Annotated in this window: 11 protein-coding genes and 1 pseudogene; 10 read left to right on the top strand and 2 right to left on the bottom strand. The window is 70.4% G+C overall.

From position 1 onward, the window contains the following. The first annotated feature begins 91 nt into the window (after positions 1 to 91). The 5 genes from AB0C82_RS11570 to AB0C82_RS11550 all read left to right on the top strand — a co-directional run bounded on the left by AB0C82_RS11570 (position 92) and on the right by AB0C82_RS11550 (position 5,685). A complete protein-coding gene (locus AB0C82_RS11570; protein ID WP_362839188.1) occupies positions 92 to 1,495 on the top strand; it encodes a tetratricopeptide repeat protein in 1,404 nt (467 codons plus the stop codon). Continuing rightward, entirely contained in the window at positions 1,492 to 3,177 is a 1,686-nt protein-coding gene (locus AB0C82_RS11565; protein WP_362839185.1) for a helix-turn-helix domain-containing protein, read from the top strand. The genes AB0C82_RS11570 and AB0C82_RS11565 overlap by 4 nt, the downstream gene beginning before the upstream one ends. A gap of 87 nt (positions 3,178 to 3,264) precedes the next feature. Then, complete coding sequence (locus AB0C82_RS11560; RefSeq protein ID WP_362839183.1) at positions 3,265 to 4,626, top strand: diaminopimelate decarboxylase; 1,362 nt, start codon at positions 3,265 to 3,267, stop codon at positions 4,624 to 4,626. 189 nt (positions 4,627 to 4,815) lie between these two features. After that, the gene (locus tag AB0C82_RS11555; RefSeq protein WP_362839854.1) at positions 4,816 to 5,235 is read left to right on the top strand and encodes a MarR family transcriptional regulator; all 420 of its coding nucleotides are present in this window, start codon (positions 4,816 to 4,818) and stop codon (positions 5,233 to 5,235) included. 3 nt (positions 5,236 to 5,238) lie between these two features. Beyond that, entirely contained in the window at positions 5,239 to 5,685 is a 447-nt protein-coding gene (locus AB0C82_RS11550) for a hypothetical protein (protein WP_362839180.1), read from the top strand. A gap of 559 nt (positions 5,686 to 6,244) precedes the next feature. On the opposite strand, the gene panD is transcribed toward AB0C82_RS11550, so the two are convergent. Together panD and AB0C82_RS11540 are read right to left on the bottom strand one after the other, a co-directional pair. Further along, the gene (panD, locus tag AB0C82_RS11545) at positions 6,245 to 6,670 is read right to left on the bottom strand and encodes an aspartate 1-decarboxylase (protein WP_362839177.1); all 426 of its coding nucleotides are present in this window, start codon (positions 6,668 to 6,670) and stop codon (positions 6,245 to 6,247) included. 337 nt (positions 6,671 to 7,007) lie between these two features. Then, positions 7,008 to 7,121 (bottom strand): annotated as a pseudogene (locus AB0C82_RS11540) (IS5/IS1182 family transposase); the annotation flags it as partial. A gap of 650 nt (positions 7,122 to 7,771) precedes the next feature. Between AB0C82_RS11540 and AB0C82_RS11535 the strand changes: the two are divergent. From AB0C82_RS11535 to AB0C82_RS11515, 5 genes are all read left to right on the top strand, one after another. Further along, a complete protein-coding gene (locus tag AB0C82_RS11535) occupies positions 7,772 to 8,104 on the top strand; it encodes an alpha-amylase (protein WP_362839174.1) in 333 nt (110 codons plus the stop codon). A 501-nt stretch (positions 8,105 to 8,605) separates the two neighbouring features. Then, entirely contained in the window at positions 8,606 to 9,745 is a 1,140-nt protein-coding gene (locus AB0C82_RS11530) for a substrate-binding domain-containing protein (RefSeq protein ID WP_362839172.1), read from the top strand. A 17-nt stretch (positions 9,746 to 9,762) separates the two neighbouring features. Beyond that, complete coding sequence (locus tag AB0C82_RS11525; protein WP_362839169.1) at positions 9,763 to 10,551, top strand: ATP-binding cassette domain-containing protein; 789 nt, start codon at positions 9,763 to 9,765, stop codon at positions 10,549 to 10,551. A 157-nt stretch (positions 10,552 to 10,708) separates the two neighbouring features. Next, entirely contained in the window at positions 10,709 to 11,908 is a 1,200-nt protein-coding gene (locus tag AB0C82_RS11520) for a sugar ABC transporter permease (RefSeq protein WP_362839166.1), read from the top strand. A gap of 225 nt (positions 11,909 to 12,133) precedes the next feature. Further along, on the top strand, positions 12,134 to 14,635 hold the full coding sequence (locus AB0C82_RS11515) for a SpoIIE family protein phosphatase (RefSeq protein ID WP_362839163.1): 2,502 nt from the start codon (positions 12,134 to 12,136) through the stop codon (positions 14,633 to 14,635). The last annotated feature ends 104 nt before the right edge of the window (positions 14,636 to 14,739 follow it).

Raw genomic sequence — 14,739 nt, 5'->3', positions numbered from 1 at the left:
CGGAACAAGACCCGGGGGTATGGGAGTTGACGCCGCAGGGGTGTCCCCGGCCCGGGGCGGGGACGCGGCGCAGGGCGGAAAGGGTGACACAGTGGGCGAGAATCCAGTGGCGGGAAAGAGCGTCGGACGCAAGCGGCCCGACGATCCCGGAGCCATCGGCCGTCGGGTCCAGCGTCTGCGCGCGGAACGGGGACTGACCCAGCGTCAGCTTGCGGAGCCCTCGTACACACCGGCGTACATCTCGACCCTTGAGGCCGGCCGGGTACGCCCGTCGGAGGCGGCCGTCCGTCATATCGCCGAGCGCCTCGGCGTCACGTACGAGGAGCTGGCCACCGGGCGCCCCGCCCATCTGGCCACCGGCCTCCGGCTGAGGCTCGTCGAGGCGCAGCGCACCCTGGCCACCGGGGACGCCGAGGACGCGGCGGAGCAGTACACGGAGCTGCTGGGCGAGGCCGCACGCCAGGGCTTCGGCCCCGAACGCGCCACCGCCCTTCTGGGACTCGGACAGTGCGCACTGGAGACCGGGGATCTGCCGGCGGCCCGCAGGCACTTCGAGGCGGCCGAGAAGGCGCTCGCCGACGCGCCGCTCCCGCAGCGGGCCCCGGCCGTCCGGGGCCGGGCGGTCGCCCACCTGCTGGCGGGGGAGCTCCGTTACGCCTGCTATCTGCTGGAGAGCGCCATCGACGAGCTCAACCACTCCGGCCTGCAGGACCCCGGGGCCCTCCTGCTGCTCTACACGGCGGCGATCGCGCCGTACATGGACATGGGCGCCCACGCACGCGCCGCCCAGGCGGGCGAACTGGCGCTGGCACTCGCTCCGCGGGTGTCCGACCCGGAGCTGGTCGCGGGGCTCCACCGCGGAGTCGCCCGGACACTCATCGCGGCCGGCCGCATCGCGGAGGCCGACGCCTCCCTGGCCAAGGCGGCCGATATCTACCAACAGCTGCAGATCCGCACGGAGATGGCGCACTGCCACTGGATGCGAGGTTACGTCCGCGCGCAGGACGGCGACCTGAACGGCGCGGAGAGCGAACTGCGCGCCGCCCGCGACATGCTGGCGTCGAAGCGCGCCGCGCTGTACACCGCGCAGGTAGAGGTGGAGCTGGCCGATGTACTGCGCAGGCAGGGCAGACCTCAGGACGCGGAGGAACTGCTGGAGCGCCTCATCGGCGAGCTCCACCCGGACCGCGGATCCGTCCACGCGGCGGGAGCTCATCGGCTGCTCGGGCTGATCTGCGAGGAGAGGGGCGCGCTCGAAGCCGCCGAGGAGCGCTACGTCAGCGCGCTGGCCCTGCTGGAACGGGCGGGGGCGGCGGGTGATCTCGCCGACGTCTGCCGCCTGCTGGGTGACCTCCTGCGCAGAACGGGCCGTACGGAGGCGGCACTTGACGCCTATCGGACAGGGCTCGGCCACCGGGCATCGCCGGGCAGCACCACCCTGGGTCCCGCACCCGTACGCCCCCAGCAGCCCCGGCCCCAAGGCGCCGCCACGTGACGGCAGTCCCGTCCCACGACGTGCCCGCCCGGGGCTGCACGCTGCGCGACCTTCTCGCGTTCGACGACAGCGGGACACTGCGGCTCCTCCTCGCACCCGCCGGACAGGACGCCGCGGTGCGGGGTGTCGTGTTCGGCGACGAGGAGGGCACACCGGCCGAGGCGTGTGCCGTGCTCGCGGTGGGCCCGCCGGTCTCCTCGGGCGAGGCCGTGGCAGCGGTACGCGATGCGGCCGCGCGAGGGGCGGGCGCCGTGGTGCTGCGCGAGACCGAGGGAGTGCCCCCGGCGCCCGAAGTACTGGCGGCGGCCGAGGAGTCGGGGCTCGCCGTGCTGAGCCGGGCGGCGTGGGCGGACTGGACCGACACCGCGGCACTGCTGCGCTCCGCCCTGTCGTACGCGGGCACGGACCGCGCCGGGGAGTCCAAGGAGGAGCCGACGGGTTCCGACGCCACGGCGGGCGGTCTGAGCGCACTGGCCTCGGCCATCGCCGAGTACACGGGCGGCGCCATCACCATCGAGGACACCCGGTTCCGCGTACTGGCCCATTCCGCCACCCGGCCCGAGGCCGACGGCGTCCGCCGCTCCACGATCCTCGGCGGCCGGGTCCCCGAGTGGCGGGTGGCCGAACTGCGCCGCAGCGGGATCCTGCACACGCTGTGGACGTCCCGGGACGTCATCCACCGCCCCGCACACGGCGACAGCCCCGAACGCCTGATCATCGCCGTCCGCAACGGTCCGGAGGTGCTCGGCTCGATCTGGGTGGCCGCCGACGGCCGCCCCCTCTCCCCGCAGGCACCGGACGCCCTGCGCCGGGCGGCGGAGGTCGCGGCCCCGCACCTGGTCGGGCACCGGCTGCGGGAGAGCGCGGCCGTACGGCGTCGCGACCACGCCCTGCGCGGACTGCTGTACGGGGAGGGGGACCGGCGCACCCACGCCTGGTCGCTGGGCCTCTCCGCCGACGCGCCCTGTGCGGTGCTGGTCGTCGAGCGGGCCGAGGGCACACGGCCGTCCGCCGGGCGCACCCTGGACGTGCTGGCCCTGCAGGCGGCCTCGTACCGTTCCACGGTGCTCGTCCTGCGCGAACGGGACCGGCTGCTGGTCCTGCTGCCGGTCAGTGACGCCCAGGACCGCGACGTCGTGCGCCTGACCAGGGAACTCGACGCCCTCGCGGTGTCCCTGCCCGGTGGCTCGCCCGTCCGGGTGGCAGCGGGCCGGGTCGTCGCCTCGGTGCTCGGCGCCGCCGCCTCCTGCGAAGAGGCGGTCCTCGTGCAGCGGGTGCTGCGCGAGCGCGCGAACCGCGGCCGGCCGGAGGAGGCGGTTCGCCGCCTCACGGCGGCCGAGGCCGGCCCCTCACTCGACGTCCTGCGGGTCCTGGACGCCGTCCAGCCCCTGTGGGAGGCGGGCAGCGGGCCGGTGCACGATCTCGTACGGACCGACCTGGCGGCAGGTGGCGAGCTCGTCCGCTCACTCGCCGCCTACCTCGACACCTCCGGCGACGTCGCCCGCGCGGCCCATCGGCTCGTCCTGCACCCGAACACCCTGCGTTACCGACTGAGACGTGCGAGGGAACGCTTCGGCGTGGACATCGACGACCCCGACACCCGGCTCCTCCTCACCCTCGCGGTCCGCCTCACAGACGGCTCACCAGGGGCGGAATCTTCTGGTTTGGGTACGATTCAGTAGGGCCGTTGCCCATACGGCCAAGATTCCCCGTGACTCTTGGCCCGCTCGCCAAAGACCTGTGGGGCCGCCATCAACGACTCTCGCGGTATGACACAGATGACTTCTCCGGCTCCCCTCGCTCCCGCCGGTCCGGCCCGCGTCGCCGCCGCCGTCCGCCAGGCCGTGGCGGAGGGCCTCCTGGGTGCACAGCAGCCCGTCGCCGGCTTCGTCGACACCGACGGGGTACGGGAATCCGTGGCGGCACTGTGGGACGCCTTCCCCGTCCTGCCCGGCACCCTCCACACCTTCGCCGCGAAGGCCGCCTCCCTCATCCCCGTACTGCGCCTGCTCGCCGACTGCGGCATGGGCTGCGAGGTCGCGAGCCCAGGCGAACTGCGGCTCGCGCTGGACGCGGGATTCGCCGCGGCGGACATCGTGCTCGACTCCCCCGCCAAGACGCGCGAGGAGATCAGGCTGGCACTCGACCTCGGCGTGGCCGTGAACGCCGACAGCCTCGACGAACTGCGCCGCATCGACGCACTGCGCACCCCGGACTCGGTGTCCGTCCTGGGGCTGAGGGTCAATCCGCAGGTGGGCAGCGGTTCGATCGGGGCGATGAGCACCGCGACGGCGACCTCGAAGTTCGGTGTCGCGCTCCGCGACGAGGGCGCCCGTGAAGCCGTCGTGCGGGCCTTCGCCGCACGGCCGTGGCTGACCCGGCTGCACGCCCATGTCGGCTCCCAGGGCTGCTCGTTGGAGCTCATCGCCCGGGGCGTCGCCGAGACGTACGAGCTCGCCGAGGAGATCAACGGTCTGCTGCGTACCCAGCAGATCACCAGCATCGACATCGGCGGCGGTCTGCCGGTCAACTTCACCGACGACACGGTCCGGCCCTCGTACGCCGCGTACGTGGCCGCGCTGAGGAACGCGGCACCCGGCCTCCTCGACGGCCGCTACGCGCTGGTCACCGAGTTCGGACGGTCGCTGCTCGCCAAGAACGGATTCATCGGGGCTCTCGTGGAGTACACGAAGGACGCGGGCGGGCGCAGGATCGCCCTCACCCACGCGGGCGCGCAGACCGCCACCCGTACGGTCTTCATGCCCGACGCGTGGCCTCTGCGCGTCGGCGCGTTCGACGCCCAGGGGCGCCCGGGCACCGGTCCGCTCGTCGTGCAGGACATCGCGGGCCCCTGCTGTTTCGCGGGAGACGTCGTCGCGCACGGCCGGAAGCTGCCGGAGCTGCGGGAGGGCGACTTCGTCGTGCTGTACGACACCGGGGCGTACTACTTCTCCACCCCATGGGCGTACAACAGCCTGCCCAGGCCGGCCGTGTACGGCTTCAGCGGCGGGGCGGACGGCGAGCGGGTGCGCTTCGCCCCGGTGCGCGACGCGCAGTCCCTGGACTCGATCGCCGAGGAGAGCGGCCTCGCGCACGCCGATGCCCTGACCCGGCTCGGCGGGACAATTTAGTAGCCATGTACATAGTATCCATGTACTCTATTTGCCATGAGCAGCACTCACGGCAGCGGGACTGAAGGCAGTCGCACCGGCGACGGCGGCAGGGCCTCCCATGGCGGCGGCACCGACGCCGACAGCAACGGCGGCGCGGGCCGGTCGTCCGGGGGGCCGACCCCGGGGTTCCTCGTCTGGCGCCTCTCGATGAAGTGGCGCGTCGCCGTGGACCGCGCACTGGCGCCGCTGGGACTGACCCACGCGCAGTACTCGCTCCTGGGGTCCCTGATGGATCTCCAGCGGGACGGAACCCGGCCCAGCCAGCGCCGGCTGGCCGACCACACAGGCCTCGAACCGCTCTACGTCTCCAAGCTGGCCCGGGCACTGGAGGCCGCCGGTCTCCTGGAGCGCACACCGGACCCGTCCGACACCCGGGCGGTGCGGCTGTCACTGACCGACGAGGGCCGCACGGTCACCGCCCGCGCGGTCGCACTCGTACGGACCCTGATGGAACGGCTCCTGGAGCCGCTGGGCGGGCTCGACGGCCCGGACACCGCCGCCTTCACCCGCGAGCTGACCGCACTGCTCGACGTACCCCTGCACGCGCCACCGACGAACGAGGAGTAAGCCATGTCCAGCACACCCACCGTCAACGGACAGATCATCGGTCAGGCCCACTACGCCACCCGGGCCGTTCTCGAACGCCTGCTGGCCGAGTCCGGGACGACGTTCCACCAGTGCGTGGCGCTCAACGCGACCGCGGGCGAGGGCGGCACGACCGGACGCACGGCACTCGCTGCCCGGATGACCGACACACTCAAGATCGACCGGGCGTCGGCCGAGGCCGTCCTCGCGGAGCTGACCGGCGCCGGGCTGCTCGAGGAAGCGCCGGGCGACGGGACCCGTCTCGCGCTCACCGAGTCCGGCCGCGAACGCCAGGCGGGCATCCGGTCGGGGACCGCCGCCATCACGGAGCGCCTCTACACCGGTCTACCGGCGGAGGAACTGGCGGCGGCGGGCCGCGTACTCACCGCACTGACGGCCCGGGCGAACGCAGTCCTCGCGGAAGCCGCCTGACCGGCGCCGCGACCCGCATCCTCCCGTGAAGGGCGCCTGCCGCTCTGTGCCCTTCCGTGCCTTCTCGTCAGCGGGTGGGCTCCGGCGAGGGCTCGGGGTCCGGCACCGGGTCGGGATTCGGCGACGGCGGCTGCGGAATCGGGTCCGGCGACGGGCCAGGCGGTACGGGACCGGGCGGTACCGGGCCGGGCGCCGGCGGTCCGGGAACCGGTCGCGGCGGCGGCTCCGGCAGCGGCCCGGGCGGCCCCGGTACGGGGTTGGGCGTCGGCGGGGGCGGCAGCGGGTCGGGGTAGGGGTGTGTCATCTCGGTCCTCCAGCCTCCGAAGTCGTACGGGTGGAACGCATCTCCACCGTCTCCCGGAGCGACTGCCCGCGCCCGCCGAGCCCACACACCCGAACCGGCGATTTCAGAACATTTCGGAGTGCGATCCGGACCGCAGCCCGGCCTCCCGCTCCAGCTCCGCCGACGCCTCGGGTGCTGGTGGGGGGGCGCAGCCGGGGGCGCCGCAGCACCCGCCTGGCCGCGTACGGACGGACGGTACGGATCAGGTGTGCACCGTCAGGACTGCACGGGGACGGCGTGCGGGCTGCGCTCCGTACGGGTACCCGGCACGGGCGCCGAGGCGTCCACCCCGAGCGCGACGATCCGGTTGTCCGCGTCCACATGGACGATGCTCGGGGTCAACGAACGGGCCTCCGCGTCGTCGACCTGGGCATAGCTGATGAGTATGACCAGGTCGCCGGGGTGGACGAGGTGGGCGGCGGCACCGTTGATACCGATGACACCGGAGCCCCGCTCGCCCTCGATGACGTACGTCTCCAGGCGGGCACCGTTGTCGATGTCCACGATGTGTACGAGCTCGCCGGGCAGCAGATCGGCGGCCTCCATCAGCGCGGCATCGACCGTCACGGAACCGACGTAGTGCAGGTCGGCCTGGGTGACGGTGGCACGGTGGATCTTCGACTTGAACATCGTACGCATCATCGAGGTACTCCTGGAGCTAGGCTCCCTGCCTGCGTTTTTGCAGGTCAAGGGCGGTTTCCCTACCTTACAACGAGTCGCATGTCCGGTCAGCTTTCACCAGGTTCTTGAGGACTGATGCTGACCAATTGCCGACTTTACTGACGCACCGTCAGGCAGGTTTCGAGGGGCTCAGCCGGCTCACTCACTCCCCCGCCGCGACGACGACGACGTCAGCCTACGCAACGACCGTCGACAGTCGTCCGGGGACCACCTCCCTGTGAGCGGATCCACGGCGGCGGGTCGACGGTCGGCGCGCGTCGGCGCTTGCACACGGATCAACCCGCCCAGGCTGCGGCACGGAGCTGCAGCGGAGCTTCCGCAGGAGGCGCCACCCCTTGAGGGTGGCCATGGCCTGCCCACTGAGACAGCAAATCTTTGCGTGGGTGGTGTTGTGGCGGCGCTCACCGCTTGAGGCGCCGGCCGGATGAACGTGGCGGAACTGGGTGAGATCCGGAGAGCCGGTGATGGTGGTTCGTCGTAGCAGGTGGGCAGGCTGCGGAGCGTGTGGATCTCCACCACCGGCGTCTTCACTGCGGCCACGACCTGCCCGGTCAGGGCCGGTCATCTACTCACGCCGTCTTTCCGGCAGCTACCGGCCGAGCTCCACCGGCCCCGATGACTGCAGGTCGACTTCCGGAACGGCCTGCCGGGTGAAGCCGTGCCCTTCCACCGGCGACCCCGTCGCGCGAAGCGACAGCCGCGGACCAGTGCTCGGCGTCGTCGGCACCGGTGTCCCGCTCCGCGTGCCGCGCCTCCCTCGGTGGCCGCGAGGCGGGGCACCTGAGAACGACCGGCTGCCGGGAGCCCTCGAATCTCAGCCACTGTGAATCCGGCGGCCGTCCGCGAGACCGGCCCGTGGCCGATGCCGCCGAGCAGGTGATGGCAGGCAGGTGTCCGGCTTCGTCACATCTCCGGCATACGCACTGAGTGCAAGATCTTTCAAACCATGAAAGTGGGATTGACCTGCAACTTAACACGGTCGGCGAAGTGCTGGCTGAAAATCTTTGCAGAAAGTTGCAGGAACTCTGCCTGTGCCTCAAGGATGCGGATATGACAAGACACATGAAGCGCATATCTCGTCCCGTTGCTCTCGCCGCCACTACCGCGGCGGGTCTCCTGATGGCCTTGGCCACTGCCCCGTCCGCTGCGGCTGTCACTGGATCACCGGCGCTGGACTGCGTGGAGTACTTCCAGAGCTGGCGCTACACCGACGTCCACAACGGCTGCGGCGACACGGTCTCGGTCACGGTCGAGTACACGAACGGCCAGTGGGCTCCGTGCCGTGTCATCGAGCCCGGCGGCTGGGCGACCTTCGCCGGCTACGGGACGAACGGCAACTACGTCACGGCGCTGCGGACGTGCGACCCCGCCCTCGTCACCACCGGCGGCGCCTGAGGCTCGGACGTTCCCATGGCCGGCGTGGTGCAGGTCAGAGGTCATGCCGCCGCCCCTGCACCACCGTCCCCCTGCGCCTGCGGACGCCGTCGTGTAGCCGCCCCAGGGGCCTCTCCCGACTGGCGGACACGCTGACACGGGATCTGCATGATCCGGAGAACGCGAGACCGCCGCCGATGGTCATGAAGGGCCACTCGGGCGAGTTCAAGGCCGGTTCCGCAGCCCTGTACGAGTTCACGCCTGAAGCCGGCGCACAAGAGCACAGGCGTCGGCCTGGGCATCCGGGTCACCTTGCGTGAGTGGGTGCCGCGGGACAGCAGCCGCTTCCAAAACGGGGTCACCCGGGCGATGCGGGCCTTCTCCATCACCGGTATCCGTCTCCGGACGCGTCCCCCGCCTCGATATGAGGCTGGCAGAAGCCTCCAGTGGGTCAGCGGGAAGCGTCGCAGGACGCCTCGTCGGCGGGTCGTCGCGCTCCCCGGATAGCCAATCAGAATAAAATTGGAGATAACGTTCAGGCGAGAGCGTTTATGGTCAGAACGATGGCGACGGATGGCGGAGGTCCCGCGTATGAGGCCATGGACGGTCGCCATCGCCGCCGCTCTCGTTCTGGCAAGCACCGCCTGCGGCACGGCCGGCGCCCCGAGGGAAAGCGGTGCCGGCAGAGACGGCCTCACCATCGGCGTGTTGCTCCCGGAGACCGAGACCAGCCGCTATGAGACCTTCGACCGGCCTCTGATCGAGCAAGCGGTCAAAGACCGGTGCGAGAAGTGCGTCGTTCGTTATGCCAATGCGGAGAATGACGTTCAGATCCAGCACCGTCAGATGAACGCCATGCTCACTCAGGGCGTTGATGCGCTGATCCTCGACCCCGTACAGGAGACGTCCCTTCGCGGCCTGATCACCGAGGCGGCGGAGATGAACGTCCCGGTGGTTTCCTACGACCGGCTCGTCGAGGGTCCGATCTCGGGTTATGTCTCCTTCGACTCGGACGCCATCGGCGTCCTCCAAGGCGAAGGGCTGCTCGACGGTCTCGGTGACCGGGCCGACGGGGCGCGGGTCGTCCGGGTGGAGGGGCCTCTGTGGAACCCCGAACATGTGGCGGTCTCCATACTTGAACGGGCGGGGGCACACATCAGCAGGACGTATGTGACATCAGGCTGGACCCCGGAGAACGCGTACGCCATCATGGCCGGCGCCATCGCCGACCTAGGGGCCGACAAGATCGATGCCGTCTGGGCCGCCAACGACGCGCTCGCCGCCGGAGTCATCTCCGCACTCAAGGGCGCACGCATCAACCCACTGCCGCTTGTCAGCGGCCAGGACGCTGACCTCTCGGCAGTGCAGCGCATCGTCAGCGGTGAGCAGTACATGACCATCTACAAGCCCTACGGGCTCCAGGCGGACGCCGCCGTGGATATGGCACTTGCCCTCGCCCGCGGCGAATCTCTCCGTTCCATAGCCACCAGCAGGATCAGCACCGACACGGCCCGAAACGTCCCCAGTGTGGAGCTCGCGCCGACCTTGTTGACCGTGGACGACATCAAGGAGACCGTGGTCCGGGACGGCATGTACACCATCAACGAGATCTGCACCCCGAAATATCGGCCCGCCTGCGAGAAGGCCGGGCTCATCGGCTGACGGCGAGGGAGGTCGAGATGACCCAGGCATCGGATCCACCCCTGCTCGCTCTGCGCGGCGTCGTCAAGTCCTTCGGCGCCGTCCGTGCGCTGACCGACGTCGACCTGGAAATCCGCGCGGGCGAAGTGGTGGCGGTGATGGGCGACAGCGGCGCGGGCAAGTCCACCCTGGTCAAGGTGATCGCCGGCGTCGAGCCCGCCGACGGGGGCGCGTTCGCCTGGAAAGGCCACGCGGTCCAGCTCACCAGGCCCCAAGATTCCCAGAACCTGGGCATCTCCACCGTCTATCAGAACCTCTCACTGTGCGACAACCTCGATGTCGTCGGCAACCTCTTCCTCGGCGGTGAGCTCCGACGGTTCGGCCTCCTCGACGAGATGGAGATGGGGCGCCGCACCCGCGCCCTGCTGGACTCGCTGTCGATCCGCATCCCGGACGCCCGGGTCCCGGTCGCCTCGCTCCCCTCCGACCAGCGGCAGATCGTGGCGATCGCCCGCGCACTTCTCAGGGAACCCGACCTCCTTCTCCTGGACGAACCCACCCAGGCCATGAGCACCCAGCAGACCAACAAGTTCCTCGACATGGTGGAAAGGCTGCGTGACCGCGGTCTCGGCATCCTGTTCATCAGCCACACCATGGGCGACATCAAGGCCGTCGCGGACCGAGTCGCGGTCCTCCGCCTGGGCCACAACAACGGCGTCTTCAATGTGCACACCGCCTCCCAGGAAATGATCATCTCCGCCATCACCGGTGCCACGGACCACGCCGTGGCTCATCGCGCCACGGAGCGGAAGGACGACGGAACATGAGCGACGCACGCATCGCAGCCAGACCGCAGATGCTCCCAATCCGCCAAGCGCGCCGCGCGGGCGGGCTTGGCGGCACCCCCCAGAGCGGAGCCCTGGAAGAGAACGAGGGGGCGTGGTGAGCACGCCTGTGCCCACTCTCGTCGGCAGACTCCGAACCTTGCGCGAGCAGGGCATGCGAAACCTCGACCCCCGGCGGAGCAGACTGCTCACGGGCGGCCTCGGCCCGGTGCCCGCGATTGTCGCCCTGATGCTCATCTGGACCATCTTCCAGATCCTCGACCCCAGCTTCCTCTCCCCACGCAACCTCTCCAACCTCAGCGTGGACATCGTCGGCACCGGACTGATCGCCGCCGGCCTCATCTTCGTGCTGCTGCTCGGCGAGATCGACCTCTCGATCGGCGCGCTCAGCGGCTTCACTGCCGCCCTGTTCGCCGTGCTGAACGTCCACCACGGCATGCCGGAAGTGCTTGCCGCGCTCCTGGCCGTCGCGACCGGCTGCGCAGCGGGAGCCCTGAACGGTGTCATCTTCGCCCGGCTGGGCGTGGCATCCTTCGCGGTGACTCTCGCCGCAGCACTCGGCTGGAGCGGCATGCTGTCCATTCTTCTGGGCGGCAGCGGCACCATCATCTTCGACGACGAGGGCTTCGTCGCGACGCTGACCCGCCACTACTTCGGCCGCCCCGCCGCAGCCTACGGCCTCGCCGCGCTGGTCACCGGCATCTATTTCCTTACCGCCCACCAGCGGTCGCGCTATCACCGGGCCTCCGGAGCGGCGTTCTCATCCATCCGCAAGATCGCTGCCCGTACGGCTGTGCTGGGCCTTTTCGCCTTCGCCGGTGCCGCAGTCCTCAACCAGTACCGGGGGCTGCCGCTGGCCCTGCTGATCTTTCTCCTCGTCGTCGCCGGACTCGACTACGGTCTGCGCCGTACCTCGTACGGCCGTGCGGTCTACGCCCAGGGGGGCAGCGTCGAGGCAGCCCGCCGCGCCGGACTCCACGTGATGGCAGTGCGGATCTCGGTATTCATGGTCTCCGGGACAATGGCAGCGCTCGGCGGCCTGTTCCTGGCCTCACGGACCAGCACGGTCGGCGCGGGCTCGCCCACCCTCAACCTGCTGGTCAACGCGGTCGCCGCCGCCGTCATCGGCGGTACCAGCCTCTTTGGCGGCCGCGGTCGCACCTGGTCCGCGCTGCTCGGCATCCTGGTCATCCAGTCGGTCGCCTCCGGCATGGCGCTGCTGGGCCTGCGGGGCGCCATCCAGATCACCATCACCGCGGGCATCCTCATGATCGCCGTCATCACCGATTCCCTCTCACGCCACCCCCGCCATGCCTTCCGCAGGGATGCCAGAGCCTGACCCAGCCGTGGTCGGCCTTGCGGCTATCCAGCGTCCAGGTGTAGGAATTCAGGGCTCACTCCCCAGCGGTACGGCCCCTCTCCCTCCGCGTCGCCGGCTTCGCCTTGCCGCGGTGACCGCCCTGACTGGCTGCAACCACCTGGCAGGTAGCAGCATGGAGTGAAGCCGTCGAGCAACGGTGAACTCTGACGGACCTGGGCTTACGGACGGAGGCGGTGCGAGTCCTTGGACAGGCAGATCCTTACGTCCTGTGGGGTCGGGCTGGCCGCTGTCTACGTGCTGGCAAAGAGCGATCGCGAGCTGCGCCTGACGGAGGTGCTCGAAGACGCCGGCGGACGGCACCAGACGGCGACGGCGGCGTACGCCCTCACCGGCCGCTCACCCGTCGCCGACGCCTGCCGCAACGGCCGTCCCCTGTGGCTGACCACTGAGGACGTCGTCGGGTACGGCTTGCAAGGCTACGCATTCGCGCCCGTTCCCACGCCCGTCGAGAGCCTGGATGGCACTGCCCCGGGCGGCATCGTCTCGGTGGGCGCGCTGCCCCTGGGCGGGGAAGCCAGCTGGATGGGTTGCCTGCTCGTGGTGAGCAGGGCCGGGGGCGGCTTCAGCACCGACCAGCGCACGCTGCTGGCTCTCTACGCGGATCAGGCGGCTTCGGGCCCTGAGGCGGCCGCGGCCCGCGACACGGTCCGGACCGAGACAGCACCCCAGTTCGGTCATGTGCTGCTGCCAACGCGTGGCGGCTGTTTCACGCTCACCCTCAGCACCGGACACATAGACCTGGACACGGCGGTGCTGGACCTGTTCGACATCCCTCCAGAGGACTTCGACGGTGACGTTTCGGCCCTGCTCGAACGCACCGCTCCGGACGACGTCCCCGCACTGATGTCGGTCGTGGATCCTCAGCAGACCGACTCCGACCGGCATCTCGCCTTCCGGATTCGCCGCCGCGACGGTGAGCTGCGATGGATCGGTCTGCGATGCCGCGTGATGGCCGACCCCGACGGCAAACCACGGCGTGTGCTGGGTGTGGCCGGTGACATCGCATATCTGCGCCCCACCGCTGACGACGTGTCGCTCATACAACGGCTGTCTGCCGCGCTGTCGGGCGCGACCACCACCCGCGACGTCAGCAGGATGGTGGTCGAGTCTCTGCGCGCCCCGCTCAACGCCGACCGAGTGGCGGTAGCCGAGCTGGAGGGCGACCATCTCGTGGTGACCGTCCTCGACCCGCCTGAACCGGACGCATGGCCCCAGTCATGGCGCTCGGAGTGGCGCTCGGAGTGGCCCGACGCGTCCTGCCACACCCTTCCGACCCTTCAGAAGGCCCTGCGGGAGGGACACGTCAGCCTCTGGCCGGCCCGCGCCGAACTCGAACCCGGCCTCGAGGGCGTCGGACCCGGCGGCCTCGCTGTCCTGCCGCTCCCCGCGGACGGCCGGATGATCGGGGTGTGCCTCGTGGGGTGGGACAGCGAGCATCGCTTCGCCGCTGGGCACCGCTCCCTGTTCACCGCGACCGCAGGCATAGTGGGCCAGGCCCTGGCTCGCACCCACGCACTGGACGCCGGTCACGAACTCGCCACGATGCTGCAACGCAGTCTGCTGCCCCGCAAGCTGCCGGAACTGCCCGGAGGGGTGGCAGTCGCCCGGTACCTGCCCGCAACCGCGGGCCTCGAAGTGGGCGGCGACTGGTACGACGTAATTCCGCTCTCCGACAGTCGTGTGGCGCTGGTCATCGGCGATGTGCAGGGGCACAGCGCCGCAGCCGCCACCATCATGGGCCAGATGCGTACCGCCATCCGCGCCTACGCGATCGAGGGCCATCCGCCCGATGTCGTGATGGCTCACGCCAACCAGTTGCTCGTCAGTATGGACACCGACCTCTTCGCCACCTGTACCTATGTCGACCTGGATATGGAGCAGGGAACCGCCTGGGCCGTCCGGGCGGGGCATCTGCCGCCATTGCTGCGGCTGCCCGACGCCACCAGCGAGGAACCGGAGATCGAGGGCGGCCCTCCGCTCGGCGTGATCACCGACGGCGAGTTCCCGATGACCCAGGTCAGCCTCGTCCCAGGCACCCTCATCACGCTCCTGACGGACGGCCTGGTGGAATCGGCGTCCCTCGACCTGGAGGACGGTATGCGGGCTGTGCGCGAACTGCTCGCCGCCGCCGACCCGGCCGATCCCGAACGGGTAGCTGACCTCCTCGTCGCCAGCACGCGCCAAAGACACGACGACGTGGCTGTGCTGATCCTGCGCTACGACGGCATGCGGGTCCTGCCGACCCGGGCCCGGTGGGCGGTTTGGCGACTCCCTGACGCGGTCATGCACGCGCGCCGTTTCACCGCTCGTACCCTGCGCGACTGGGCCGTGACGGAGGAGGACGACGCCGTCCTGCTGGTCGTCTCCGAACTGGTCACCAACGCCATCGCGCACACCTCGGGCGAGGTGGGGCTTCAACTGACGCTGACAGGTAACCGGCTCCGCATCGCCGTGAACGACGCCTCACCCCGTGCACCGGTCAAGACCGCGAGCGTCGACTGGGAGGCGACCGGCGGGCGTGGCCTGCTGCTCGTCACAGCGATGTCCACGGCCTGGGGCTCAGTACCCCTCAGCGGCGGCAAACAGGTGTGGTGCGACATCACGCTCTCGCCACGCGACGAGCCCACTCCCGGCACGACGTCGACACCCGAGCCCAGCACCACGCCGCCTATGGACAGCAGGTGACCGCAGTGCCGCCCTCCTTCGCCGGGCCACCCCCCTCTCCCCGGCGGCCGCCCTCGCGGCCTGTGGAAAGGCCGCGTATCCCGAACCGCGAGCCGACGATCTCA

Origin of the sequence: Streptomyces sp. NPDC048560, assembly GCF_040650955.1 — a bacterium.
In the GTDB taxonomy this organism is placed as follows: domain Bacteria; phylum Actinomycetota; class Actinomycetes; order Streptomycetales; family Streptomycetaceae; genus Streptomyces.
This window is presented reverse-complemented; position numbering and strand designations above follow the sequence as displayed.

Excerpts from the sequence above, each read along its gene's own strand:
- AB0C82_RS11560 (WP_362839183.1), top strand. The coding sequence starts at position 3,265 with ATGACACAGATGACTTCTCCGGCTCCCCTCGCTCCCGCCGGTCCGGCC.
- AB0C82_RS11555 (WP_362839854.1), top strand. The coding sequence starts at position 4,816 with ATGAAGTGGCGCGTCGCCGTGGACCGCGCACTGGCGCCGCTGGGACTG.
- AB0C82_RS11550 (WP_362839180.1), top strand. The coding sequence starts at position 5,239 with ATGTCCAGCACACCCACCGTCAACGGACAGATCATCGGTCAGGCCCAC.
- panD (WP_362839177.1), bottom strand. The coding sequence starts at position 6,670 with ATGATGCGTACGATGTTCAAGTCGAAGATCCACCGTGCCACCGTCACC.
- AB0C82_RS11535 (WP_362839174.1), top strand. The coding sequence starts at position 7,772 with ATGAAGCGCATATCTCGTCCCGTTGCTCTCGCCGCCACTACCGCGGCG.
- AB0C82_RS11525 (WP_362839169.1), top strand. The coding sequence starts at position 9,763 with ATGACCCAGGCATCGGATCCACCCCTGCTCGCTCTGCGCGGCGTCGTC.